General features: G+C 67.9%; 21 protein-coding genes. 12 read left to right on the top strand and 9 right to left on the bottom strand.

Annotation, left to right across the window (positions count from 1 at the left end; all coding sequences use genetic code 11):
- Positions 1-87: 87 nt before the first annotated feature.
- The 3 genes from AC3IS2_RS12520 to trhA form a co-directional block, all read right to left on the bottom strand.
- Positions 88-456 (bottom strand): hypothetical protein, encoded by a 369-nt coding sequence (locus AC3IS2_RS12520; protein ID WP_489198109.1) that lies wholly within the window; start codon positions 454-456, stop codon positions 88-90.
- Positions 453-1,085 carry a polyhydroxyalkanoate synthesis repressor PhaR gene (gene phaR / locus AC3IS2_RS12515; RefSeq protein WP_489198108.1) on the bottom strand — a complete coding sequence of 211 codons (633 nt, stop codon included), beginning with the start codon at positions 1,083-1,085 and terminating at the stop codon, positions 453-455. Before phaR ends, AC3IS2_RS12520 begins: the two co-directional genes overlap by 4 nt.
- Positions 1,086-1,157: 72 nt before the next feature.
- Complete coding sequence (gene trhA, locus AC3IS2_RS12510) at positions 1,158-1,868, bottom strand: PAQR family membrane homeostasis protein TrhA (RefSeq protein WP_489200152.1); 711 nt, start codon at positions 1,866-1,868, stop codon at positions 1,158-1,160.
- A gap of 148 nt (positions 1,869-2,016) precedes the next feature.
- Between trhA and AC3IS2_RS12505 the strand changes: the two genes are divergently transcribed.
- A complete protein-coding gene (locus AC3IS2_RS12505; RefSeq protein ID WP_489198107.1) occupies positions 2,017-3,192 on the top strand; it encodes an acetyl-CoA C-acetyltransferase in 1,176 nt (391 codons plus the stop codon).
- A gap of 84 nt (positions 3,193-3,276) precedes the next feature.
- Here AC3IS2_RS12505 and dapD read toward each other — a convergent pair whose 3' ends face one another.
- The 3 genes from dapD to argB are packed head-to-tail and all read right to left on the bottom strand — an operon-like array spanning position 3,277 to position 5,767.
- On the bottom strand, positions 3,277-4,146 hold the full coding sequence (gene dapD / locus AC3IS2_RS12500; RefSeq protein WP_489198106.1) for a 2,3,4,5-tetrahydropyridine-2,6-dicarboxylate N-succinyltransferase: 870 nt from the start codon (positions 4,144-4,146) through the stop codon (positions 3,277-3,279).
- Complete coding sequence (locus tag AC3IS2_RS12495) at positions 4,143-4,841, bottom strand: pyrimidine 5'-nucleotidase (protein WP_489198105.1); 699 nt, start codon at positions 4,839-4,841, stop codon at positions 4,143-4,145. The genes dapD and AC3IS2_RS12495 overlap by 4 nt, the downstream gene beginning before the upstream one ends.
- The gene (gene argB / locus AC3IS2_RS12490) at positions 4,838-5,767 is read right to left on the bottom strand and encodes an acetylglutamate kinase (RefSeq protein ID WP_489198104.1); all 930 of its coding nucleotides are present in this window, start codon (positions 5,765-5,767) and stop codon (positions 4,838-4,840) included. The genes AC3IS2_RS12495 and argB overlap by 4 nt, the downstream gene beginning before the upstream one ends.
- 74 nt (positions 5,768-5,841) lie before the next feature.
- On the opposite strand from argB, the gene AC3IS2_RS12485 reads away from it, so the two are divergent.
- Entirely contained in the window at positions 5,842-6,039 is a 198-nt protein-coding gene (locus AC3IS2_RS12485; protein ID WP_489198103.1) for a hypothetical protein, read from the top strand.
- A gap of 2 nt (positions 6,040-6,041) precedes the next feature.
- On the opposite strand, the gene AC3IS2_RS12480 is transcribed toward AC3IS2_RS12485, so the two are convergent.
- Entirely contained in the window at positions 6,042-6,869 is an 828-nt protein-coding gene (locus AC3IS2_RS12480; RefSeq protein WP_489198102.1) for a sulfotransferase family protein, read from the bottom strand.
- Positions 6,870-6,933: 64 nt separating this feature from the next.
- The gene (locus AC3IS2_RS12475; protein ID WP_489198101.1) at positions 6,934-9,606 is read right to left on the bottom strand and encodes a DUF4214 domain-containing protein; all 2,673 of its coding nucleotides are present in this window, start codon (positions 9,604-9,606) and stop codon (positions 6,934-6,936) included.
- A gap of 157 nt (positions 9,607-9,763) precedes the next feature.
- Here AC3IS2_RS12475 and AC3IS2_RS12470 point away from each other — a divergent pair, with 157 nt between their 5' ends.
- The 3 genes from AC3IS2_RS12470 (at position 9,764) to AC3IS2_RS12460 (ending at position 13,946) form a co-directional block, all read left to right on the top strand.
- Complete coding sequence (locus AC3IS2_RS12470) at positions 9,764-11,977, top strand: AGE family epimerase/isomerase (protein ID WP_489198100.1); 2,214 nt, start codon at positions 9,764-9,766, stop codon at positions 11,975-11,977.
- Between the two features lie 105 nt (positions 11,978-12,082).
- Positions 12,083-12,802 (top strand): class I SAM-dependent methyltransferase, encoded by a 720-nt coding sequence (locus tag AC3IS2_RS12465; protein WP_489198099.1) that lies wholly within the window; start codon positions 12,083-12,085, stop codon positions 12,800-12,802.
- A 43-nt stretch (positions 12,803-12,845) separates the two neighbouring features.
- On the top strand, positions 12,846-13,946 hold the full coding sequence (locus tag AC3IS2_RS12460; RefSeq protein WP_489198098.1) for a methyltransferase domain-containing protein: 1,101 nt from the start codon (positions 12,846-12,848) through the stop codon (positions 13,944-13,946).
- A gap of 53 nt (positions 13,947-13,999) precedes the next feature.
- Here AC3IS2_RS12460 and AC3IS2_RS12455 read toward each other — a convergent pair whose 3' ends face one another.
- Complete coding sequence (locus AC3IS2_RS12455) at positions 14,000-16,405, bottom strand: glycosyltransferase family 4 protein (RefSeq protein WP_489198097.1); 2,406 nt, start codon at positions 16,403-16,405, stop codon at positions 14,000-14,002.
- Positions 16,406-16,557: 152 nt separating this feature from the next.
- Between AC3IS2_RS12455 and AC3IS2_RS12450 the strand changes: the two genes are divergently transcribed.
- The 7 genes from AC3IS2_RS12450 to AC3IS2_RS12420 all read left to right on the top strand — a co-directional run bounded on the left by AC3IS2_RS12450 (position 16,558) and on the right by AC3IS2_RS12420 (position 25,807).
- Positions 16,558-19,056: a glycosyltransferase family 2 protein gene (locus tag AC3IS2_RS12450; RefSeq protein WP_489198096.1), complete on the top strand. Its 2,499-nt coding sequence runs from the start codon at positions 16,558-16,560 to the stop codon at positions 19,054-19,056.
- Positions 19,053-19,952 carry a dTDP-4-dehydrorhamnose reductase gene (rfbD, locus tag AC3IS2_RS12445; RefSeq protein ID WP_489198095.1) on the top strand — a complete coding sequence of 300 codons (900 nt, stop codon included), beginning with the start codon at positions 19,053-19,055 and terminating at the stop codon, positions 19,950-19,952. The genes AC3IS2_RS12450 and rfbD overlap by 4 nt, the downstream gene beginning before the upstream one ends.
- Positions 19,949-20,812: a glucose-1-phosphate thymidylyltransferase RfbA gene (rfbA, locus tag AC3IS2_RS12440; RefSeq protein ID WP_489198094.1), complete on the top strand. Its 864-nt coding sequence runs from the start codon at positions 19,949-19,951 to the stop codon at positions 20,810-20,812. Before rfbD ends, rfbA begins: the two co-directional genes overlap by 4 nt.
- A gap of 675 nt (positions 20,813-21,487) precedes the next feature.
- Positions 21,488-22,945: a hypothetical protein gene (locus AC3IS2_RS12435; protein ID WP_489198093.1), complete on the top strand. Its 1,458-nt coding sequence runs from the start codon at positions 21,488-21,490 to the stop codon at positions 22,943-22,945.
- 118 nt (positions 22,946-23,063) lie between these two features.
- On the top strand, positions 23,064-23,324 hold the full coding sequence (locus tag AC3IS2_RS12430; RefSeq protein ID WP_489198092.1) for a hypothetical protein: 261 nt from the start codon (positions 23,064-23,066) through the stop codon (positions 23,322-23,324).
- A 40-nt stretch (positions 23,325-23,364) separates the two neighbouring features.
- A complete protein-coding gene (locus tag AC3IS2_RS12425; protein WP_489198091.1) occupies positions 23,365-25,140 on the top strand; it encodes a GspE/PulE family protein in 1,776 nt (591 codons plus the stop codon).
- On the top strand, positions 25,130-25,807 hold the full coding sequence (locus tag AC3IS2_RS12420) for a methyltransferase (RefSeq protein WP_489198090.1): 678 nt from the start codon (positions 25,130-25,132) through the stop codon (positions 25,805-25,807). The genes AC3IS2_RS12425 and AC3IS2_RS12420 overlap by 11 nt, the downstream gene beginning before the upstream one ends.
- The last annotated feature ends 1 nt before the right edge of the window (position 25,808 follow it).

The raw sequence follows: 25,808 nt of genomic DNA, 5'->3' as shown, positions 1-25,808 counted from the left end.
GAGGACGGCCATGGACGAAACTCCGGTCGAAGACGCCGGAGTCGTCGCAAACGCCGTGCCATCAGCCGGTCAGGCCCAAGGTCAGGCCTAGACCTCGGTCTGGGTCGCCTTGCCCACGCGCGGCCGCCGGTCGCGCTTGCCCGAATATTCCGCGCCCAGATAGGTGGAGCGGGCGGCGTCCAGCACCGGCGGGCCGCCCTTGAGGCCGCGCTTCTGGCCTGTCTGACCGATCACCTGGGCGGCGAACAGGGCGGGGGGCGCAAGCGGCGACACGGCAGGCTTTGCCGGGGAGGCGGCATGATCGACCCGCTCGCTGGACGGAACCAGGGCGCGGGACGCCGCTTCGGCCTTGACCTCGGCGCCTGTCCGTCGTTCGCGACCGCGACGCTCGCCCTCGCGGCGCTCCGACGCCGCCGGCCCGTCAGGCGGGCCGACCGGGCGCACGCCGTCCGTCATTGGCCCGAACCAGCCAGGCGGTCGATCTGGGCGCGCATCTCGTCCATCTGACGGCGCATCTCGTCCAGGGCCTTATCCGCCGGGGCGGTCCCAGAGGAAGGCTGCGGCGTGGGCTCCGGCGCCGATTCCGGCTCGGCTTCGGCCCGGCCATAGGCGGTCAGGCCGGGGAACATCTTCATGGCGCGCTCGAACATGGCCATGTTCTGACGCACGGCCTCCTCCATCAGGCCGCCGCCGGGCGCGCCGGCGAAGGCGCGGGTGAACTGGCTGCGCAGTTGCTCCTGCTGGCGGGTGAAGCTGTCCAGCGACATCTCCAGATAGGAGGGCAGGACCGACTGCATGGAGTTGCCGTAGAAGCCGATCAACTGGCGCAGGAACTGCACCGGCAGCAGGGCCTCGCCCCGGCTTTCCTCTTCGAAGATGATCTGCGTCAGGATCTGACGCGTCAGCTCGTCATTGGTCTTGGCGTCATAGACGACGAATTCGACCCCCTCGCGCACCATCTGCGCCAGGTCCTCCAGCGTCACATAGGCGCTGGTGGCGGTGTTATAGAGCCGCCGGTTCGCATACTTCTTGATGACGACGACGCCGTCACGGGTTTTTCCGCCCTCGGATTTCTTGTCAGCCACGCTTGTTCTCGCGTTGTTGCAACGCCGCACTATCACGCGTTGCGCGCGCGAAGGCCAGAGGCCTGAATTGTCTCAGGTCGCGCCGGGCGCCAGGACGACCCCGACCAGGATGGCCGCCCAGTGCACGCCGGCCCCCGCGACGACGAATCCGTGCCAGATGGCGCGGCGGAATTTCACCTTGCGGCTGATGAAGACGAAGACGCCCGAGGTGTAGATCAGCCCGCCCGCGACCAGCAGGCCCAAGGCCAGCGGATGCACCGTCTCGATCATCGGCTTCAGCGCAAAGATCGCCACCCAGCCGAACAGGACATAGACCCCGCTCCAGAAGGCGTCGGAGATGCGCGGGGCGAACATCTTCACCCCCACCCCCGCCAGGGCCATGGCCCAGACGGCGAGCGTGAAGCCGATGGACCAGGCACCCTCGAACCTCTGGGTGGTGAAGGGGGTGTAGCTGCCGGCGATCATTAGGAAGATGGCCGCCTCGTCCAGCCGCCGCAGCACAGGCCGGGCGGCACAGGGCTGGGTCTGGTTATAGATGGTCGAGGCCGTCAGCATGGCCAGCAGACACAGGGCGTAAACGGCGGTGGCCACCACGGCGCCGATGCCGCTGTAGAGCCCGGCCAGGATCGCCAGGACGACGCCGCCGACCGCCGCCAGCCCCAGACCCACGATGTGAACCCACAGGTCGGCCAGGCGCTCGGCGCGCGACTGATAATGCTCGATCATGTCGAGGTCGTCGGGCGTCCACACCCGTCTCGCCAAGGATTTCAGCCGCACCAGCATCACTCCTGAAAGCATTCGCCGTGGGGATCGTTCCCGTCAGATTGCGCCCGGATGATGACGAAGTGCTGAACTTCGCACTTGCGAGAGGTGACGCGGAGTGTGCAATGCGGCACAACCTCCCGCAGAATTTCTCCCCGGAGTGAATATCATGACTGACGTAGTGATCGTTTCCGCCGCCCGGACCCCGGTCGGCTCCTTCCTCGGCGCCCTGTCCAGCCTGCCGGCGTCCAAGCTGGGCGAGGTCGCCGTCAAGGCGGCGCTGGAACGCGCGGGCGTGGCTCCCGCCGACGTGGACGAGGTCATTCTGGGCCAGGTGCTGCAGGCCGGCGCGGGCCAAGGCCCGGCGCGTCAGGCCGCCATCGGCGCCGGCCTGCCGGTCGAGACCCCGGCCTGGAGCCTGAACCAGCTGTGCGGCTCGGGCCTGCGCGCCGTGGCCCTGGCCTATCAGCAGATCCGCGAGGGCGACGCCAAGATCGTCGTCGCCGGCGGTCAGGAAAGCATGAGCCAGGCGCCCCACGCCCAGCAGCTGCGCGCCGGTCAGAAGATGGGCGACCTCGCCTTCGCCGACACCATGATCAAGGACGGCCTGACCGACGCCTTCCACGGCTATCACATGGGCCAGACGGCCGAGAACATCGCGAACAAGTGGTCGATCGACCGCGCTTCGCAGGACGCCTTCGCCGTCGCCTCGCAGAACAAGGCCGAGGCCGCCCAGAAGGCCGGCAAGTTCGTCGATGAGATCGCCCCCGTCACCATCTCGGGCCGCAAGGGCGACGTGGTCGTGGATCAGGACGAATACATCCGCCACGGCGCCACCATCGAGGCGATGGAGAAGCTGCGTCCCGCCTTCGTCAAGGACGGCTCGGTGACGGCCGCCAACGCTTCGGGCCTGAACGACGGGGCCGCCGCCCTGGTGCTGATGTCGGCCGATGAGGCCAAGGCGCGTGGTCTGGAGCCGCTGGCCCGCATCGCCTCCTGGGCCACGGCGGGCGTCGACCCGTCGATCATGGGCACCGGCCCGATCCCGGCCTCGAAGAAGGCGCTGGAGAAGGCGGGCTGGACCGTCGCCGACCTGGACCTGATCGAATCCAACGAAGCCTTCGCCGCCCAGTCGCTGTGCGTGGTCAAGGAACTGGGCCTGGATGCGGCCAAGGTGAACGTCAACGGCGGCGCCATCGCCATCGGCCACCCCATCGGCGCCTCGGGCGCCCGCATCCTGACCACTCTGCTGCACGAGATGAAGCGTTCGGGCGCCAGGAAGGGTCTGGCTACGCTGTGCATCGGCGGCGGCATGGGCGTGGCCCTGTGCGTCGAGCGCGGCTGACGCCTCGTTTCACGCGCTAGAAACAGGAAAGGCCGGCGGATCGCTCCGCCGGCCTTTTTGTCTGTTCGACGGAAACTCGCCGGATCAGTCGCGCAGCAGTTCGTTCACGCCGGTCTTGGCGCGGGTCTGGGCGTCGACGCGCTTGACGATGACGGCGCAATACAGCGACGGGCCGCCCTTCGGGTCGGGCAGGGCGCCCGGCACCACGACGGAATAGGCCGGGACCTCGCCGCGGAAGATCTCGCCGGTGGCGCGGTCGACGATCTTGGTCGAGCCGGACAGGTAGACGCCCATGGCCAGGACCGCGCCTTCGCGCACGATGACGCCCTCGGCCACCTCGGCGCGGGCGCCGATGAAGCAGCCGTCTTCGATGATGGTCGGGTTGGCCTGCAGCGGCTCCAGCACGCCGCCGATGCCGGCGCCGCCCGACAGGTGGACGTTCTTGCCGATCTGGGCGCAGGAGCCGACCGTGGCCCAGGCGTCGACCATCGAGCCTTCATCGACGAAGGCGCCGATGTTCACGAACGACGGCATCAGCACCACGTTCTTGGCGATGTGCGCGCCGCGACGGACGATGGCGCCCGGCACCGAGCGGAAGCCGGCGGCCTGATAGTCGGCGGCGCTCCAGTCGCCGAACTTGTTGGGCACCTTGTCCCAGAAGGGGCCGACGGCGACGGGGTGGTCCGCCGACAGCGGCAGGGTGGGGGCGTGGCCCGCGCGCATGATCTGGTTGTCGTTCAGGCGGAAGGACAGCAGCACCGCCTTCTTCAGCCACTGGTGCGTGGTCCAGACGCCGTCCTCGCCGCGCGTGGCGACACGGGCCTGGCCGGAGTCCAGCAGGGCCAGGGCGGTGTCGACGGCGTCGCGCACCTCGCCGCGCGTGGCGGCGGAGACCTCGGCGCGGGCCTCCCAGGCGGCTTCGATCACGGCTTCCAGATGGGTCAGGTCGGTCATTGCGGATCTCCGTCCAGCATGGCGGTGGTCAGGAAGGGGCCGACGCTTGCGGCCCGGTGTTGGATGTGCGCGCCCTCGGCGCTGAAGGCCTTGGGACCGACCAGAACTGTGGTCATGCCGATGGCGTGCGCCGGCTCCAGGTTCTTGGGCGTGTCCTCGAAGAAGCAGGCGGTGGTCGGATCGACGCCGAACCGGGCCAGCATCTTGTCGAAGGTGCGCGGGTCCGGCTTGGGGATCAGGTCGGCGTCTTCCAGCGCAAACACGCCGTCGAAGAAGCGCGTCAGCTCCAGCCGTTCCATCACCCGGCGGGCGTGGCCGACCGAGCCGTTGGTGAAGATCAGGCGCGGGCCTTGCAGACGCTCCAGCGCCGCGTGCAGACCAGGATCGGGCGTCAGCACGTCCAGAGGCACGTCGTGGACCTCGGCCAGGAAGTCGTGCGGGTCGATCTCGTAGTGCAGCATCAGCCCGGCCAAGGAGGTGCCGTAGTCGTGCAGATAGCCGCGCTGAACGCTCAGCGCTTCCGCTGACTCCAGGCCCGAGGTGCGCACCACATAGTGGTTGATGCGCTGCTCGACCTGTTTCAGGAACTGGCTTTCCGGCGGGTAGAGGGTGTTGTCGAGATCGAACACCCAGGACCGGACGTGGCGCAGGTCGGCGCCGATCTCGGTAGTCGCCGCGAGCGGCTGAATGGTCACTGAGCCTTCACCAGGGTGCCGGCGCCGAACTCGGTGAACAGCTCGACCAGCATGGCGTGGGGGCGGCGCCCGTCCAGGATGACCACGGCCTCGACGCCCGCGCGGACGGCGGCCATGGCCGTCTCCAGCTTGGGGATCATGCCGCCGTTGGCGACGCCGGTGTCGATCAGGTCTTGCGCCTCTTCCAGGTTCATCTGGCGGATGATCTCGCCGTCCGCGCCCTTCACGCCCGCCACGTCGGTCAGCAGCAGCATCCGCTTGGCGCCCAGCGACCCGGCCACCGCGCCCGCCACCGTGTCGGCGTTGACGTTATAGGTCATACCGTCTTCCGCGACCCCGATGGGGGCGATGACCGGCACCCAGTCCTCGGTCTCGGAGGCGATCAGGCCCTTGATCAGCTTGGGATCGACCTTGGTCGGCTCGCCGACGAAGCCCAGGTCGACCTCGTGCTCGATCATGCTGTCGGGGTCGCGCTTGGTGCGCTTGGTCTTCTCGACCGTCAGCAGGCCGGCGTCCTTGCCCGACAGGCCGACGCCGCGCACGTCGGCTTCCTTGCCGGCGACGGTGATCCAGTGGGCGATCTCCTTGTTGACGGCGCCGGACAGGACCATTTCGGCCACCTGCATGGTGTCGCGGTCGGTGACGCGCAGGCCGTCGACGAAGGCCGACTTCACGCCTGCCTTGTCCAGCATGGCGCTGATCTGCGGGCCGCCGCCGTGGACCACCACGGGGTTCACGCCCATCAGCTTCAGCAGCACCACGTCGGCGGCGAACTGCTTGGCCACGGCGCTCTCGCCCATGGCGTGGCCGCCGTATTTGATGACCACGGTCTCGCGATCGTAAACCTGGATATAGGGCAGGGCCTCGGCGAGCGTCTTCGCCGTCTCCCAGCTGCGTTCCTCGGATTGCCGTTCAGTCTCTTGCATAATGGCCGCTCGATAGCGGCGAAGGGCGCGCGAGTCACGACGAAACCGGGACCGCGGTGGGGCGTTTGCCTGTCATGAGCCCTTCCATCGACCCCACGGACATCGACGACCGCGACCTGGGTCCGGACGATCCGACCGATCCGGCTTCGCTGCAGCACCTAGACGCGACCCTGTGTCCCGAATGTCAGGGCACGGGAACCCTGGCCTCCGGCGAGGTCTGTCCGGTGTGCGAGGGCACGGGCAAGGCTGGCGGCCGCACTGGCGGGGGCTGACCTCAGCGCGGCGCGTCGGCGAACAGGTCGCAGGCCTGATCGAACGCCTGACGGACGCCGTCCAGGTCGCGTCGCAGGTCGGGATGATCGCCGTCGCGCGCCGTCAGCAGCAGCAACTGATGGGCGCGCCGGATCGCGTTGGGGACGCTTTCGTCCGTATTCTGACGTTTCAGTTCGGCGGACAGGAAGTCATCGACGCGCGCCTCGGCGTCGGGGCTGCGGTCGAAGGCGACGCCCAGGTCGCGGCTCATTCGGTCGACCTGCGCCCGCCAGTCGGCGATGAAGTCCGACCAGGCCAGGAAGCGGCGCGGCTGGTTGCGGCTGGCGCGCTCGGCGTCGGACACGTGGCGCAGCCACAGCCGCAGCGCGTGGCTGCGCGACATGTCGTTGCGCGCCATCAGCGACGCCGCCACCTCGGCCGGGGCGCGCAGCGGGCTGACCACGACGACGCGGTAGCCGCGGTCCTCCAGCACGCTGCGCCAGAAGCCGAACAGACGGCAGATGCGCGGATCCTTGAGCACGATCAGGTCGGCGTCGCCGAACTCGGCCGTCAGCTTGTCCGCCGCCTCGGCGCGGAAGGCGGGCAGGGCCTCGGCGACGGCCGTCAGGTCGAACCGTCGCCAGTCGTGCCAGGTCGAGCCGCCCGCCTGCAGCAGACGGTCGTTCAACCCGGCCAGGACCTCGCTTTCCCAGAAACCCTTGGGATTGTCCTCGGCGGGCCGCATCAGGGTCTGCGGGGCGCGGGCGCCCAGCAGAGCCAGGGCGCCCGCCACCGACGAGGTGCCGCTGCGGTGCATCCCCAGAACCACCAGGGCTGTCTTGCCGCTCATCCGATTGACCTTGTCTGCCCGCCGGCGACGCGGCCGACCCCGCGCTTGTTAGTCGCTACCCCCCTCAGGCGGCAAGGAACCAGTCGTCGTGATGCGGTTGACTGATCAGGCCGTCGTGCGGGTGCAGGCCGTCGAGGGTCAGGGTCATGCCGACCGCCTCGATCACCGGCTGGGTCTGGGGCTGGAAGTCCAGAGCCTCGTCGGTGAACAGCGCCGGCTGGACCAGCGGTTCGTCAAACACGTCGGGCAGCACGGCCGGCAGCACGAAGGTGTCGTGGTGCGCCCACCCGTCCGCCAGATCGCCGAAGTGGTCATCGGCGAGCGGCAGGGTCTGCGGCTCACCAGTGTCTGCGGAGGCCTCGGCTTCCGGCGCGGCGAAGCGGCCGGTCTCGAGGTTGCGGACCGAGTTCTCCCAGGTCGACTGGTAGGAGATGCGGTGCTCGGGCGATTCCGAGAAGATGATCACCAGTTCGGCGCGCGTCATGCCGTTGTTCAGGGCGGTGACGTATTCGCCCAGGCCCTTGGCGTCCGGCTCGCGGTCGAGGACGAAGCGATAGATCTGCTTGACGAAGTCCGCGTTCGACAGGTCGCCGTAGCGAGCGCGGAACTCGGGCGACTGCACCATGTTGTCGGCGAACTGCTGCAGGTTGCCGCCTTGATCGAGGGCGTTGCGATAGTGTTCCAGGCCGCCGATGTCGGGCACACGGTCCAGGGTGCTGTCATACAGGCGGGCGACGGCCAGGGTGGCTTCGTCCTGAATCCAGATGCCGCGGCTTTCGATCTTGGTCGCCATCAGCTGCTTGTGCTCGGCGGATTCACTGAAGGTCGCCAGCATGTCCACGCGCGATACGCCGTTGTTGAGCGAGGCGACATGGTGCGCCAGCCCGGCGGCGTCCGGCTGTCGGTCAAGCGAGTACTGATACATCAGGCGGACATAGGTCTCGTTGTCCGTGCCGCCGTACCGCTTCTGGAACTCGGCCGAACTGGCGAAGGTCTTCAGGATGTCCGTGACGGTCGTTCCCGAGCCCAGGGCCTGGACGTAGTTGGCCAGCCCCGCCGGATCCGGCTCGCGGTCGAAGGCGGCGTCGTAGAGGCGATAGACCACGGCGTAGAGGTCGGTGGTGACATAGGACCGAACCCCGTCGAGGAACTTGATCTTCTCGATCGACGACAGCGAGTCCGTGCCGCCGTCGCGACCGCCGGCCACGGCCGTCGCACTGATGGAGGCGTAGCCTCGCGACAGGCCGCCGAACACGGCGGTGTCCACGCCGGCCCCGCCGACCAGAGTGTCGCTGCCCTTGCCGCCGATCAGGACGTCGTTGCCGTCGCCGCCGGCCAGGTAGTCGGCGCCGCCCAGGCCGATCAGGGTGTCGGCGCCGCCGCCGCCGTCGATCTGGTCGTTGCGCTCGCTTCCGGTCAGGGTTTCGGCGCCGGCGCCGCCCGTCAGCACCAAGCCGCTGTCGGTCGCCGTGGCGATGGTCTGATCGGCGAACTGAAGGAATTCGACATTGACCAGGGTGTCGGTCCCGTCGGGGCCCGTGACCACGATCTTGGGACCCGAAGTGTCGATCGTATAGGCCGAGCGATTGCCGCTGAAGACGGCGGTGTCGCTGCCGCCGCCGCCGTCGATGTCGTCGTTGCCGGCGCCCCCGACCAGCCGGTTGGCGGCCGAGTTGCCGATCAGCGTGTCGGCTCCGCCGCCGCCGATGGCGTTTTCAATCACCGCCCCCATGGCGATGGAGACGTTGCCGATCAGGCCGCCGACGTTCGAGAAATGCCCCTGACGCAGGTCGATGATCTGGTTCTGGCTGTATTTCGAGAAGTCCAGGGTGTCGACGCCGCCGGCGTCCCAGACGCTGAAGATGACGCCGGAGGTCGAACTGCTGGCGGTGAACCAGGGCTGGCCGGCGTTGGAGTTGAAGCCATAGACAGTGTCGCCTGTGCGGGTCGTCATATTGGCGCCGTAGAGGCGCTGGATCGCCGCGATGTCGTCCAGCAGGGGCGCCGAGGCGTAGTTGCGGGCGAACGACCCGCCAGTGTTGCTCTCGCTGAAGTAGCTCATCACCGAGTATTGGCGAGAGTCTTCGTAATAGGTCGCGTGCTGGTTGTAGGTGATGGTCTCGCCCGACGAGGCGTTGTAGGCGGCCGGGTGGCTGAGGCCGATGGCGTGGCCGATTTCGTGCACCAGGGCTTGAGCGCCGAAGGTCAGCTGAGCCGGCGAGGCGTTGTAGCTCAGGCTGTTGTTGACCCAGACGTCGCCGGACGCCGATCCGGTTGCGGTGGAGCCGGGCATGTAGGCGAAGGCCGCCGCGCCTTCCTTGCCGCTGGAATAGTTGCCGAACAGCATGGTGGCGGTGTCGGAGTAGCCGTTCCCGTCGTCCGAGCGGACGAAGCGGATGTTGGCCACGTCGGACCAGGCCTGCAGCGCCAGCAAGGTGGCGGCGATCTGCGCGGCCGAGAACTGGCTGAAGCCGCTGGTGTCGGACGGCATGGTGGTCGGCGCATTGCTGCGGAAGGCGAAGCTGACGGTGACGCCGGATCCCAGGGGCTGGCCGGCGAGCCAGGTGGCGCCGGTGCGGGTCAGCTGCAGGGCGGCGTCGCTGGTCGTCAGGGACGGCTTGCCGTTCGGCGCGGCGCCCGCGCCGCGGGAGTCGGCGTTGAGAAAGCTCAGAGGATCAGCCGCGACGCTGGAAAGGGGATTCGAAGCATCGGGTTGATCGTTCTGGAAAGGAGACATTCAGGGCCTACTGAAAAACTACGATCTGCAACACTAACCCGTCAGGAAGGACAGGCAAGCGAAGCCGCGACGATTGTTGAGCGTCGCCGTCGATAAATCGGATCCTCCTCGTCTCTCACGGTCTTCGCATCCTTGGCGGTGCAGTTTAGGAGAGGGCATGGTTCTCTATCCTGTGATCATGTGCGGCGGGGCCGGCACTCGTTTGTGGCCGGCGTCGAGACCGTCACGGCCCAAGCAGTTCATTCCGCTGGCGGGCAATCGCTCCCTGTTTCAGGAGACGGTGCTGCGGGTCGCGCCCCTGGCCGCCGAGGGCGGCCGGCTGATCGTGGTCGGCGGCCTCGGCCATCGTGACTGGATTCTGGATCAGCTGGAGGAGGCCGGGGTCGACGCCCAGGTGCTGCTGGAGCCCCAGGCGAGGGATTCGGCCGCGGCCATGGCGGCGGCGGCGATCTGGACCCACCAGCACGACCCTCAGGGCGTCAACGTCTTCCTGGCCTCGGACCATCATGTCACGGACAACCTGGCCTTCCGGCGGGCGGTGCGTGAGGCCGCGCAGGGCGCCGAGGGCGGGCGGATCGTCACGCTCGGGGTCAAGCCGACGGCCCCGTCGTCGGCCTATGGCTATATCAAGCCGTCGGGCCGAGGCCTGTCGGACGTCGAGGCCTTCCGGGAGAAGCCCGACGGCGAAATCGCCGCCGCCTACATCCAGTCGGGCTATCTCTGGAACAGCGGCAATTTCATCGTTCGCGCGGACGCCCTGGTGCGCGAACTGGCCCAGTATGCGCCTGCGGTCGAAGTCGCCGCGCGCCAGGCGGTCGGCGTCGCCCAATCCGTGCCTGTCCTGACGTTGGGGGAAGCCTTCAGCCAGTCGCCCAAGATCTCCATCGACTATGCGGTGATGGAGCGCACGGAGCTGGCCTCGGTGCTGGAAGTCGATTTCGACTGGTCCGACCTGGGGGCCTGGGATTCGATCGCGGCCACGGGCGAGGGCGATTTCGGCCAGCATATTCTTGAGGATTCGGACGGCTGCCTGGTGCGCGCCCCGGAGGGGACCATCGTCGCCGCCCTCGGGGTCAAGAACGTCGCCATCGTCGCCGAGGCCGACGCCATCCTGGTTTGCGACCTGTCGCGCGCCCAGGACGTCAAGCGCGTCGTCGCCCGGGTCGGCGCGGCCTTCCCCCAACATCTGGACTTCCACCGTCCCACGCCCGAGACCCTGGGCGAGGGGGCGACGCGGTTCGCCGAGTGGCTGCGGCTGCGCGCCCTGCCGCTGTGGAGCGCCATGGGCCAGCAGTCGGACGGCGGCTTCGCCGAGGCGCTGACGCTGGATGGGCGCCCCCTGGCGGCCAATCGCCGGACACGGGTCCAGGCGCGCCAGATCTGGAGCTACGCCGAAGCGGGGCGGCTGGGGTGGCAGGGGGCATGGCGCCGCGCGGCGGCCTCGGGCGTCGAGGCGCTGCAGACGGCCTATCTTCGGCCGGACGGCCTTTACCGCGCCCTGTTGACGCCGGACGGCGCGCCGCTGGATGAGGCCGCCCGGGTCTATGATCAGGCCTTCATCATGTTCGCCCTGCAGGCCGCTCGCAGCGTCGAGACGACGCCGGGAGACCTGGAGGCCGTCGCCGTGGGCGTCCGGGAGCGGCTCGTCGCGGCCCGCATGGGCAACGGCGCCTTCGTCGAGGACGGCGAGGCGCCGTTCCAGGCCAACGCCCACATGCATCTGCTCGAGGCCTGTCTGGCCTGGGAAGAGGGCGGCGGCGACCAGGGCTGGGCTGATCTGGCCGATGAACTGGTCGTGCTGGCGCGCGACGTCTTCGTCGATCCGCAAGGCGGCTTCCTGCGCGAGTTCTTCACGGCGCAATGGACGCCGGCGGCCGGCGAGCGCGGCCGGCTGGTGGAACCGGGGCACCAGTTCGAGTGGGCCTGGCTGCTGGCGCGCTATGCTCGCCGTCGGGGCGATCCCGCCAGTCGGGCCCTGGCCTGTCAGCTCTATGACTGGGGGGCGCGAGGCGTCGCCGGGCGGACGCCGGTGGCGCTGGACGCCATCGACGACCAGGGACGTCCCATGGGCGGCCGGGCCAGGCTCTGGCCGCAGACCGAATGGCTGAAGGCCGCCCTGCTTCTGGCTGAAGAGGCGCATGACGGGCAGCGCCGTCGTCTGCTGGCGGACGCCGCCGACGCCATGCGGGCGCTGTGGTCCTATCTGACGCCGGAAGGCGCCTGGCGCGACAAGCGGCTGGCCAAGGGCGACTTCATCAACGAGGCGGCGCCGGCCAGTTCCCTTTACCATATCATGTCCGCCTTCGCGCAGCTGGAGGCGACGGGTCGCAGCGAGGAGCTCGCGGGCATGCACCAGCTGTCGCTGCGATAGGGGAGAAGGGCGTGGCCGATCATGTCCGGATCCTGCGTCGTCTGCTGGCGGGCGGCGCCGCAGGCTGGCATGGTCGCGCCGAGCAGCTTAACGCGAGGAGCCTTCATGAAGGACACCGACACTGACTGGGCCATGCTGGGGGAAGGTGAGCCCTTCTTTGGCGTTCTCAGCGAGCCGCGCTTCTTGCGAGCCAACATCACGCCCGAGACGCTGGAGGAATTCTGGGCCACCGGGCGCGATGACATGCATGGCTATCGCCAGTTGATCCGCACCCATTTCGGTGATTTCTCGGACGCCTCGGCGCTGGACTTCGGCTGCGGTGTCGGTCGTCTGACGCGCGCCATGGGTGAGATGTGCCAGAAGGCGACCGGCCTGGACGTCTCTCCGGGTATGCTCGCCGAGGCGCGCCGCCATGCGCCGGCCAATGTGAACTACGTCTCGGAACTGGGCGACGAGACTTTCGACTGGCTAAACTCGATCATCGTTTTCCAGCACATTCCGCCCCAGCGCGGTTATCGGCTGCTGGACGATTTGCTGGGCCGGGTGAACCCTGGCGGGGCGCTGAGCCTGCACATCACCCTGTTCAAGGACGAGAGCTTCCTGGCGCACCTGTTGCCGTCGTTGCGTCGCGGCCAGTGGGACGGCGAGCGGTTCGTCTCTTTCGATCACGTCCAGGGCGATGTGGGCGGCATGGAGATGTATGATTACGACATGTCCCGCGTGATCGAGATGACCTCGCGCCACGGCTTCCAGAACCTCATCATCCAGCACACCAACCACGGCGGCTGTCACGGCGTGATCATGTTCGGCCGCAAGGGTCGTTAGGGCGCCTGGCGTCAAGCTTCATAAGGGGTCGGTGGACGATCAGATGATCAAGTTTGAAACAACCTCGCCCCAGGGCGCACGGGAAAACGTCGAGCGCGCCTATCGTCAGATCCTGGGGCGGGACCCCGACGACGGCGGCCTGCAGCATTGGGTGAGAGAAGTCGAAGCCGGCATGACGGTTGATGTTCTCAACGGTCACATGATCGCCAGCCAGGAGTTTCATGGCCGTCCTGACGATGAAAAGCTGGCCGCGCTCTCGGGGTTGGGCGAGGGGGAGCCTCGGCGTTTCTCGCTGGATCAGATCGAAACCGTGACAGCGGCGCTGAACGTGGAGGTGTTTCGGAGCATCGCCCAGGCCGGCGCCTTCGCCCTGCCGGACGGGTTCGATCTTGGGATGGACCCTTACAGCGACGACTACCGGCGTCAGCAACTGGCTCTGTGGTCGGCCATCACCCAGCGTCCCGTCTATGATCCCGCAGCCGACGAAGACACGCCTGAGATCGCCCACGCCGACGCGATTCATCGTCCGGCGTTCTATTCCACCGGCAGCACCTTCGTAGCCGGGGATCATCTGATGGCGCTAGGGCATCTGTTGCGCCAAAGCGGTTTGAAGGCGGGGGATCGCGCGCTGGAATACGGCGCCGGGTTCGGTCAGATCGCTCTCGCCTTCGCGCGCACCGGCGTCCAGGTGGATACAGTCGATATCAATCCGGCCTTCAGCGCTGCGGTCAGCAGGCTCGGCGAGCGCTATGATGCGCCTCTGACGGCGCATGTCGGTGCGTTCGGCGCCAATCCGGCGGGCGAGGACGGCGCCTATGACCTGATCTATTTCTACGAGAGCTTCCATCACTGCTTCGACTTCTTCGATGTCATCCCGAAGCTGCATCGGATGCTGAAACCTGGCGGCAAGGTGATGATGGCGGGCGAGCCGATCGTCGAAGGGCCAGTTCCCCTTCTGCCCTATCCGTGGGGCATCCGCCTGGACAGCGAGAATATTTCCATCATGCGCCAGCGGGGGTGGATGGAGCTTGGTTTCCGTGAAGATTTTCTAGTGTCGATCTTTCAGAGGGAAGGTTTCTCGTTCAAGAAACACCCTATGAATGGTTATCACTACTGTACGATCTATTCATTCGAGCGCGCGTAAATCAGGCCGTGCGGGCGGCGCGGGATCAACCCGGCGCCCGCCAGCCTGTCGCGTTAGAGCGTGTCGAGTTGGTCCAGCGTCAACGCTTCCATGAAATCGGCGCGTGACAGAAGATCGCTCTCCTCGCAGATCATGAAGCCGACGACGCCCAGACCGCCCTTGCGGGTGTCGACCCCCTTGGTGCCGATGGCGAAGTCGTCGAACGCCCCGCCTTTCAGGCTGACGGTCAGTTCGCCCGTGGCGAAGACGTCCGGCTGGATCCTGACCGACGCCCAGCGGGTCTCCTGAGGCTCCAGCGTGTCGGACTGGGCGATCATCCCGCCCAGCGAGATCTGATAGGGCTGATCAATCTCCGCGAGTCCGCGCAGGCCGATGTAAAGCCGCAGCGGCGTGTCGCCCGGCTGCAGACGCAGGGTGAGTTGTCCGCCTTGCGGTTTGGTCCAGTTGCCCCAGTCGTCGGGGAACCACCAGCCCTGGCCGCTGCGGAATCGTTCTGACGACTCCATCGAGCGATGGATGGCCAGGGCGTCGACGCGCCGGAGCGAATAGTAACGTCCCATCGTCGGGGCATGGGCGGCGGGCAGGGCGTCGGCCTGACCGGCGGGGAACCAGGCCAGCATCTGATCGCCGATCTCGACGCCCAGTTCGCGCCAGGGGCGGGGCTGGAAATGCTCGAGGATGTTTTGCTCGCGCGACCGCCGATAGGGCAGATCCAGCATCAGCCGTTCCAGACGGGCGACGAGTTCGGCCTGGTCGCCGACGCGGAAGTAGTCGGCGAATTCGCCGCCTGCTTCGGGCAGGGACGAGGCGTCGGACAGCAGGGCCGCCTTGCCGTAGCAGAAGGACTCCGTGACCGGCAGGCCCCAGCCCTCATAGGTGCTGGGATAGAGGGTGAAGGCGCTGGCGCGATACAGGTTGGCCAGGTCGGGGTCGGACACGCCCGAGACGATCATCACCTTGGCGCGCAGGTCGCGGTTCGACTCCTGCTTGGAGAAGACCGCGTCGTTCAGCCAGCCGCGATTGCCGACGCAGACCAGCCGGGGGACCTTGTCGGCGCCGTGGCGCTGGATCAGCTCCTGCCAGGCCTTGAAGGCGTTCAGGTGGTTCTTGCGCGACTCGATGGTCGAGACGAACAGGACGTAGCCGCCTTCGGTCAGGCCGTAGCGGGCGAGGGTCTGCGACAGGGGGACGGTGATCGACGGCTTGCGGAAGTCGGCGTCCAGCCGGACCACGTGCACGTTCGTCGGGTCCACCGTCTGGCCCAGCTGGTCGGCGACCGCCAGCAGGTCGCGCTTGGAAGCCTCGGAGTTGGTCAGGAAGTGGTCGGCGTGGGCGAAGACGCCCAAGGCCCAGCTGATGAAGTCCTGGGTCAGCTCCTTGACGCAGTGTTCGGGCGTCATGATCGGGATCATGTCGTGGACGAACGGCACATAGTGGATGCCGTAGAGGGCCTTGGCCTTGCGGACGTGCAGGAAGTAGTTCTGCAGCCACCAAGACGTGCCCAGATTGACCAGACAGGCGCCTTGGCGGAAGGCGAATTCCGGCGACAGGTCGGTGACGACCCTCAGGCCCTTGACGGCGCTCTTCCACGTGACGTCCTGCACGTCTCCGCTTTCCAGCGAGAGGGCGCACAGGCGAAGGAAGAGATCGCCCGGCACCTCGACCCACAGGTCGCGTTCCTTGGAGAAGGTGCAGACCGCGACGTCGAGACCCGCTCGCGGGCTTTGCAGCAGGCTGGAGATCACTTCGATCTGCACGCGCTGGATGCCGGTGGGCAGGCGCGCGACGTTGAAGTAGCCGGCCAGGTCCGAGATGTCGAAAACCAGATGCAGCCCGGTGTTCCGATCCGCCTCGGCGCTCATCTGCGGCGCCAGCTTCTCGGCGGCGGCGACGCCGCCCATCAGGGCCTGGATCAGGGCGGCGTTTTCCTCGCGGATCGTCGGCGTCAGTCGGGCCAGGGCGGCGTCCAACTGCTGGGCCACCATCTCGATGGTGACGTCCTGGGGGGGCGCGAAGGCCGTCTGACCCGCGCGCGCCGCCACGGCCCGGGCGCGCGCCATGTCCATCGCCACGCCCTGGGCCGACAACTGCATCAGGGCGTCGACCGGATACTGCAGGGCCGGGTCCAGCTCCGCGGCGTCGAGGAAATGCGCCGCGGCGTCCTCAAGACGCTTTTGCAGGCGGCGCAGATGGCCCAGCTGCAGGTGGGTGTCGGCCACCTTGGGCGCCAAGGTCAGCGATTGCAGATAGGCCGCTTCGGCGCCCGTCAGGTCGCCGGACTCCTTTCTGGCGTGGCCCAGCTGGACCCAGACGTCGGCGCGTTCCGGCTTGATCTTCAGCGCCCGGTCATAGGCGTCGGCGGCGGCGAGCCAGTTGCGCGCGTCGCGGGCCTGATCGCCCGCCTTGATCAGGGGTTGAGCCTTGGGCTTGCGGAAAAGGGCCTTGGGCGACAGGCTCATATAAGGTCCAGTTTAGACTAGCGATGCTCTGGGACGACAGGCAGGCCCGCCGCGCGATCCGGCATGATCATTCGGGAAGCGGCAGAAGGAGGTTCCCGCTGAAGCCAAGCCGATGCTAAGCGGGGCGCTTCGTGGGAACAAGGCGTCAGGCGATGGAGAACGAGATTCAGCAGGATCAATCCAGCGCGGTGTCGCGTGAGGATGTCGAAGGCCTCTACGGGCTGGCCCTGGGCCGCCCTGCTGACAAGGCCGCCATCGACGGGTTTTTGGCGCATGAGCTGCCCTTCCTGCTGACTGTCTTTTTCGAGGGCCCCGAGTTCCGCGAGCGCGTGCTGACGCCGCTTTCGGAACGGCGTCCGCCTGACAGCGACTTCTACGCCGGCGACGTACCGGAGCCCGTCCGGCGCTGGGCCCGGGCGCGTATGCCGGTTTCGGCCGACGCCGCCATGGCGCTGGAGGAGTTGGACTACTGGCCGGCCTTCTACCTCGCGCTGTTCACAGACCCGGTGTTCCAGCAGGATGTCGGCCTGAGCTCGACCCGGCCGTTCTGGCCCGAGGCCTGGGACGGGCTGACCTATCTGGTCGAGAACGCCTCGCTGTTCCGGCGTCAGGCACAGATTGAGAACATCGGCTGGGATTCGGTCGAGGGCTGGGCGCTGGATCGCGGCGCGCCGGATCAGCCGCTGAGGATCGAAGCCTGGATCGACGGGCGCTTCGTGTGTGCGGGCCGGGCCGATCTGGTCCGTCGTGATCTTCAGGACCGTTTCGGCGGCGAAGGGCGGGCGGGATTCCATCTGCCGCTGGGCGATCGCCTGGCTGGCGGCGGACGATTCATCGAAATCCGCGACGCCGAGACGGGGCGTCGCCTGACTGCGGGCGAGCATGCCGCGCCGCCGTCCAGCCCGGAGTCCTACGAGGCCCTGACGCTCGAACTGCGCAATCTGCGCGAGGCCTTGGACCGGATTCAGACCGCCTTGCCGCAGGCCGTGACCCGGCTGAGCTATCCGCTGCAGGACTACGCCCGCTACGCCGAAACCTATGGCCGGACGACGGACGCCGGTTTGTTGGCGGGGGATGGGCGACCGCGCTTCCTCGTTCGGCTCCATGCCGAGGGCGCGGAGGCCTTCGAGGTCGAGGACGCCGTCATGGCCATCCTGGCCCAGACCTACGACGACTGGACGCTGGAGGTGCGCGGGCTGGATGAGCACGGCCGTCAGCACCTGCAATCGTTGCGCACGCGGCTGGCCTGGACGGGGCGGGCCGTCGAACGGATCGCCGTCCTTGATCCCGAAGCGCCCGCCGCGGCCTTCGATCTCTGCCTGAGCCTGCCGGCCGGCGGCGTGCTGGCGCCCGAAGCCCTGTCGGTCTTCGCCGGCGTCTTCGCCGATCCCGAGGTGGCGGCGGCCTATGCGGACGGCGACCATCTGGAGCCTGGAGGGGAGGCCGCGACGGCGCGCCGTCACACGCCCCTGCTGCGGCCGGCCTTTGATCTCGATCTGCTGTGCCAGACGCCCTACGTCGGCACCTGCATCGCCTTCCGCGGCGGCAGGGATGCGCCGCTGAGCCTCGACGCCGAGGCTCCCGCCGCCGCCGTCCTGCGACTGGCGCTCGAGGGCCGGCGCATCGCCCACGCGCCCGCGATCCTGTTCTCGGCGCGCCAGGCGGCGACGACCGAAGCCGGCGCCTGGGTGGAGCGCGTCGGCGCCGCGCTCGCATCTGAACCGTCGGTGTCGGTGGTCTCGGCCGAAGACCCCCTCGGCGCGACCGTCGCCGGGGCCGCGCGGGTCAAGCGCCGCCCGATCAGCAAGACCGTCAGCGTCATCGTGCCGACCCGCAACGCGCTGGACCTGCTCAAGCCCTGCCTGGACAGCGTCCTGGCCGCCGCCGCCGACAACCAGACCGAGCTGGACCTGATCGTCATCGACCATGAGAGCGACGATCCGGCGACGCAGGCCTATCTGGCCGACCTGAGCGCCGAGGGCCTGGCGCGGATCGTTCGCTACGAAGGCCGCTTCAACTTCGCCCTGATGAACAATCTGGCCGTCGAGCAGGCGCGCGGCGAGGTCCTGGTCTTCCTCAACAACGACACGGTGGTGATCAGCCGCGACTGGCAGGACGAGATGGCCAGCCAGGCCGAGCGGCCGGACGTGGCCTGCGTCGGCGCGCGTCTGCTCTACGCCGACGGCACGATCCAGCACGCCGGCTTCGTGGCGCGCGAGCGCGAGGCCAACTTCCTGATCCACGACGGGGTCGGGGCCGCGTCCAGTGATCCGGGCTATCTGGGCCGTCACGCCCTGCTGCACCGGACGGTGGCCGTGACCGGCGCCTGCCTGGCGATGGAGACGAAGAAGTTCAAGGCGCTGGGCGGGTTCGACGCCGCGCACTTCCCCGTCGAGGGCAATGACGTGGACCTGTGCATGCGCGCCCAGAGCCAGGGGCTGAAGGTGCTCTACGACCCCTACGTCGCCTTCTATCATCTCGAGTCCAAGACGCGGGGCTTCAGCCGCGAGGGCGAGAAGCTGAAGGTGGCCGAGGCCTCGGGCCGTCTGCTGTGGAGCCGTTGGGGTCAGAAGTTCGGCGCCGATCCCTTCTATAACCGGCGCTTCGATCGCGAGGCGCGACCCTTCACCCGGCTCAGGCCCCTGCCGTGACCCCAGGGGAACGGCGGATTCTGATCACCGGGGGGCGAGGCCGTCTGGCGCGCGCTCTGGCGACGACGGTCTGGCCGCAGGGCTGGCGTCCGATCGCGGTCGGACGCGCCGAGCTGGACGTCACGCGCCCGGATCAGGTCATGGACTGGGTTCGGGATCATCAGCCTGCGCTGATCGTCAACGCCGCCGCCTTCACCGGCGTCGATCTGGCCGAGAGCGAGCGGGAGGCCGCCTTCGCCGTCAACGCCGCGGGGGCGGGCCATCTGGCCGAGGCCGCCTCCGCCGTGGGGGCCGGACTGATCCACGTCTCGACGGACTTCGTCTTCGACGGTCGGCTGGGCCGTCCCTATGTCGAGACCGACGCGACCGCGCCGCTGAACACCTATGGGGCCAGCAAGCTGGCGGGCGAGGAGTTGGTTCTGGCGCGGCATCCTGAGGCCCTGGTGCTGCGGACTGCCTGGCTGCTGGGCGGGCAGGGCGCCTCCTTCATCGACGCCATCCTGAAACGCGCTGCGCGAGGCGAGGCGCTGCGGGTCGTGTCCGACCAGAGCGGCAGCCCGACCGACGTGAACGACCTGGCGCGGGCCGTCGTGGTCGCGGCGGAACGCCTGGCGCAAGGGCCGACGCCGCAGCAGGTCTATCATGTGGCGGGGTCGGAGGCCGCGACCTGGCATCAGATCGCCGAGGCGGCGGTGGAGGCCTGGGCCAGCCTGAGCGGCGTCGAGGCCCCTCGGGTAGCGGCCATCGCGACGGCCGACTGGCCCTGCCCGGCGCGCCGTCCTTCGGATTCCCGGCTTGATAGCTCAGCCTTTGCGCGCGACTTTGGAATGGTGCTGCCGGGCTGGCGGGACAGGATCGCCGACTGGGCGGCCGAGAGCGCGGGGGCGAAGCGATGAAGGGGATCATCCTGGCGGGCGGCACCGGGTCGCGGCTGCACCCGATGACGATCGCGGTCTCGAAGCAGCTGATGCCGGTCTATGACAAGCCGCTGATCTATTATCCGCTGACCACCCTGATGCTGGCGGGGGTGCGCGACATCCTGCTGATCACCACGCCGCACGACCGACCTGCGTTCGAGACCCTGCTGGGCGACGGCGGCCAGTGGGGTGTCTCGATCACCTATGCCGAGCAGCCGCGGCCCGAGGGCCTGGCTCAGGCCTATGTCATCGGCGCCGACTTCGTGGCGGGCGGACCGTCGGCCCTGATCCTGGGCGACAACATCTTCTACGGCCACGGGGCGACCGACCTGTTCGCCGCCGCCTTCGCCCGGCCCTCGGGCGCGACCGTCTTCGCCTATCACGTCAATGATCCGGGCCGTTACGGCGTGGTCGAGTTCGACGCCGAGGGCCGGGCGCGCTCGCTGGAGGAAAAGCCGGCGCAGCCGCGGTCCAACTGGGCGGTGACGGGCCTCTATGTCTATGACGAACAGGTGGTCGACATCGCGGCGAACCTGGGGCCGTCGGCGCGCGGCGAGTTGGAGATCACCGACGTCAACCGCGCCTATCTGCAGCGCGGCCAGTTGTCGGTCGAGCGCATGGGCCGGGGCTACGCCTGGCTGGACACGGGCACGCCCGACAGCCTGATCGACGCGGCCCAGTTCGTGCGCACCCTGGAGCAGCGCCAGGGCGTCAAGATCGCCTGCCCCGAAGAGATCGCCTGGCGTCAGGGCTTCATCGACGCGGGTCAGCTGGAGCGGCTGGCGGCGGCGATGGGCGACAACGCCTACGGCCGCTATCTGCGGGGCCTGTTTGCATAGGTCTCAGCGACCGCAGCGCCGCCGGGTCCGAGACGCCCGACGCGCCGCCCTCTCCTGCGATGCCCTCCTTTTCGAGCCGAGGCGAGCCAGTGATTCGGCTGTTTGACGTTCGGCGACGTCGAGCCTTCTGCAGCCCCGTCATGAAGTCAGCGGGGACTCTCTGACGTGACGGCAGTGGTGCCGCTGCAACAGGTTCGTTGGAGTTCGTGTTCGGGCGGCGGATTCGGCTAGGGTCAAGCGCAAGAAATACGAAGGTGTATTCGGAGGAAATTTTCGGCGATTTTCTATCATTGTTTAGGATGTGGCGTCATTTCTTATAAATACGTCATCGACGGTGCGGCATAGTTCGGATTTATTTGATTATTCATGGTGAGCCGATGAGGCGTAAACGGAAGCTTTGCTGTAGATCTTAGGTCGGACTGTGACGCTGACTTCTTTTCGTCACGAATGGTGTCTGGGTGCTGGTGTTCGTAACCCTTCGTCAACACTTGGTTTTCGCGCCCTAGATGAGCGATGTTTGCCTGAAATGCCGCTTGACCGCCCTGATTGCGGCGAGATAGAGAGGGTCTGCCGTGGGCGCAGCCTCGTCAGAGAGATCTGGCTTGATCTGTGGCCGAAAGGCGTTTCAACGTTGGCTACGTCCACACAACAGGTTTCTTTGGGGTACCAGACCAGATGACTAAGAATATCCTTCTCGCTGCGACCGCTGTGTCGGTCATGGCCTTCGCTGGCGCCGCCAGCGCTCACACCCTGACCTTCCGCGCTGCTGCCGCTCCGGCCACGGACATCGATGCTGGCGACACCGGCGGCGCCACCACGCCGTACAAGCTGGCCGTCGAAGCTTCGACCGTCACGCCGCCGTCGGCCGTTTTCGCTCTGGTCAGCTCGCTGTCGGCCGGCGCGACCTTCCCGTCGGGCAACAACTTCATCCAGATCGACCTGAACGGCGGCACCTTCGCCTCGGGCCTGACGGCTTCGACCGTCGTCGCTCCGGGCTGCACCTCCGTGCTGTCGTCGGGCGGCGCTGCTGGCGGCACCACCGCCAAGTTCCTGATCTCCAGCGCCGGCGGCGCCTGCAACCTGGCCAACCTGGACCTGCCGATCGCGCCGAACGCCGGCGCTGAAGTTTCGGTGACGAGCACCATCTCGACCGAAGCCGGCGCTCCGATCGACCCGCCGTCGGCCGCTACCCTGAAGGTCCTGTCGCGCGTTAACGCCTTCGCTGTTGTCATCGACGGCGCGGTCGGCGGCGGCGCCCTGGCTGACACCTTCGCCACCCTGACGGCCACTCCGGTGTACACCCTGTTCGCCACGACGGGCGGCCACAACGCTGCTGGTGAGTCGGCCACGGTCGGCCAACTGGGCACGATGCGCATCACCGTCGACACGACGGCCCACAAGGATCTGAACAAGGTCTTCGTCACCGCCGCCGACGTGACTGAAGCTGGCGTCGTCATCGACGGCAACTACAACGCCTTCAACGGTGCTGGCGGTTCGGCGGCTCTGGGTACGGCCATGGTGATCAACGCCGGCGCTACGACGGCGACCCATGCTTCGACCCCGGCCATCGCTGCCTCGCTGACGGCTGGCGCTGTTCCGTTCATCGTCACTCGTGAAACGGCAGCGACCGCCATCCCGAGCTCGACCTACAAGGCGACCATCAGCTACAAGCTGGACGCGGCTGCCTACACCCAAGAAGGTCCGGTCTCGGGCGATCTGGAAACCATCGGTCGCGACGGCACCAACGTCGTCTTCCCGTGGATGAACAGCAACTCGATCCAGGCTGTCAGCGGCACGACCAACATCATCCGTCTGGGCAACGTCTCCGGTTCGGCTTCGGGCCCGGTCTACGCTCAAGTCCTGAACGCTGCCAGCTCGGGCGCCGGCTACACCGCCGCCGCCGCTCCGGTCCTGCTGTTCCCGAACATCGCCGCCAACGGCGAGCGCGTGATCAACACCGCCACCCTGACGACCGCCCTGGGCGAGTTCGGCCGCGGCGACGTTCAGATCAGCGTCGAAGCTCCGTCGGGCACCATCACCGCCCGCCGTTACGCCACCCTGGCCAACGGTTCGGTGACTGAACTGACCAGCGGCACCGTCGCTTCGGACCAAAACCAAGTCAACGTGCCTTAAGTAACCGAGTGATCCTCGGATCATTTGGGAAAGGGGAGGGCTCACGCCCTCCCCTTTTCTTTTGCGCCACAGGCCTGTCAGCGGCTATCACTCGGACCTGTTTCCGTCGGAGAGCCCCGTGGCCGAATTCAAAGATCAAACCCTGAGCGGCGCCGTCACGCTGGACGACAACATCTTCATCAACATCGACTTCAACGACGCCGTTCTGAACTATGACGGCGGCGTCCCCCCCGGCTTCGACAACTGCCGTTTCCACAACGCCACCTTCACCCTGGGCGGCGCGGCCGGAAGCACCGTGAACTTCCTGCGCTCGATGGCGCCGGCGGCGACGAACATGCGCTCGGTCGTCCTGGGGCTGATCCCCGAGCTTCAGGGCTAAGGCCCTCGCCGCGCCCCTTCCGTCGTCGGAGCATCCCCGCGTGAGCCAGTCCGCCGCCGTCCATCTCAGCCCTGCCCCGGACAGAGGGCGCCGTCGTCTGGGCGAGGTGCTGGTCGAACGTGGCCTGGTGCGCCCCGCCGACATCGCCAACGCCCTGTCGCTGCAGGCGCAGAACGGCGGCCTGATCGGGCTGAATCTGGTGCGTCTCGGCGCTCTGTCGGAAGCCCAGCTTCTCGACGTCCTGTCCGAACAACTGGGCCTGCCGGTCCTCCTGCCCGAGGACGGACCGGCGCCCGAGCGCATCTCGACCTTCCTCGACGAGATCCGCTCGCCCCTGGGCTGGTGGGCCGAGCGCGAGGCCGTGGCCTGGCGCGACGGCGAAGCGGACGATTCCCGCATTCTCTGCGCCGCGGTCCAGCCGATGGACCCGGCCCTGGCCGAGCGAATCGGTCAGGCCCAAAGCGGTCAGGCGACCCCGGAACCCGTCGTCTTCCTGCTGGCCCAACGCTCGCTGATCGAGGCCCTGACCGAGGATCTCAGCCGCGACCACGCCCCGGCGCTGGACATGGGGCAGGGCGGGGCCGGCGCCGACGCCGCCCGCCTGCGCGAACTGGCGCAGGAAGCGCCGACCATCGACTTCGTCAACGCCGTCTTCGCCGAGGCCCTGACGCGCCGGGCGTCGGACGTTCACGTCGAACCCTATGAGGACCGCTTCCTGGTCCGTATGCGGATCGACGGCGTTCTGACCACGGCCCGCAGCGCCCCGCGCTCGAACTTCGACGCCGTCTGCTCGCGCATCAAGCTGCTCAGCGGCATGGATATCGGCGAGCGGCGTCTGCCGCAGGACGGGCGCCAGTCGATTCGCGTCTCGGGCCAGGAGGTGGACCTGCGCGTCTCGACCCTGCCGTGCTCGTGGGGCGAATCCATCGTCCTGCGTCTGCTGGGCAAGACCAGCCGCCTGCCGCAACTGTCCGAACTGGGCGTCAGCGCCGAACAGGAAGCCGGCTTCCTGCGTCTGGCCGAACACCCCAACGGCGTCTTCCTGATCACCGGCCCGACCGGCTCGGGCAAGACCACGACCATCTATCGCCTGCTGACCCACCTGAACGACGGCGAGCGCAAGATCATCACGGTCGAGGACCCGGTTGAACTGGACCTGCCCGGCGTCATCCAGGTGCGGGTGCGCGCCGAGATCGGGCTGACCTTCGCCGCCGGTCTGCGCTCCATCCTGCGTCAGGACCCGGACGTCATCATGATCGGCGAAATCCGCGACCCTGAAACCGCGCGAATCGCCGTCCAGGCGGCGCTGACCGGCCACATGGTCATCTCCACCGTCCACACCAATACGGCGCTCGCCGCCATTCCGCGTCTGCTGGACCTGGGCATCGAGGACTATCTGCTGGCCGACGTCATGCGCGGCGTGGCGGGGCAGCGACTGATCCGGCGTCTGTGCGACGACTGCGCCCGCCCCTCGACCCCGGCCGAGGCCGCCGCCCACGAACGGGCGATCCCGGCCCACCTGCGCCCCGTCGCCGATCGCGAGCCCGCCGCGTGGCGCGAGGCGGTCGGTTGCGCCAAGTGCGGCGGCAGCGGTTTCCGCGGCCGCGTCGGCGTCTATGAGCTGGCCCCCATGTCGCCGGCTATCATCGCCGGGCTGCGCGCCTCGGCCGACGAGGATCAACTGACCGCCGCCGCGCGAAGCGAGGGCTTCCTCAGTTTCGCCGACGACGGCTTCCTGAAGGCGCGGCGCGGCGAGACGGCCCTGTCCGAAGTCTATCGAATCGCCGGTGCCGAAGGAGCGTCCAGTGTCCCATAGCGGCTATTATGATCAGGACGCGGTCAGCGCCGGCGTGCGCGACGGTCATCATCGCCAGGTGATCGGCGGCCTGTGGGACGAGATCGGCGACCTGCAGATGCGCTTCCTGATCGCCCAGGGGATGCAGCCCGGCCACCGTCTGCTCGACGTCGGCTGCGGCTCGCTGCGCCTCGGGGCGCGCGCGGTCGCCTATCTCGACGCCGACCGCTACTTCGGTTCGGACCTGAACGAATCCCTGATCCGCGCCGGCTATGAGCAGGAACTGACCGAGGCGCAGCGCGCCCGGGTTCCGTGGGGCCATTTCGGCGTCAACGACGACTTCAGCTTCGACTTCCTGAGCCAGCCGATGGATTTCGCCGTCGCCCAGTCGGTCTTCACCCACCTGCCGCTGAACCACCTGCGCCGCTGCCTGCACAATCTGGCGCCGCACATGGCCCAGGGCGGTCGGTTCTTCGCCACCTATTTCGAGTGCCTGGACGGTCAGGACCTGTTCGCGCCCCTGGCCCAGCCGGGCGGCGGGATCACCACCTACGACTATCAGGACCCCTATCATTACCGCCTGAGCGATCTGGCCTGGACGGTGGACCCGGCGCAGTGGGCCTTCGAGCCGATAGGCGACTGGGATCATCCGCGCGGCCAGCGCATGGCCTGCTTCCGCAAGCTGTAGG

The sequence above is a fragment of the Brevundimonas sp. KH_025 genome (genome assembly GCF_057839885.1).
The sequence above is the reverse complement of the archived record's forward strand: the minus strand, read 5'-3'. Positions and strand labels throughout refer to the sequence as shown.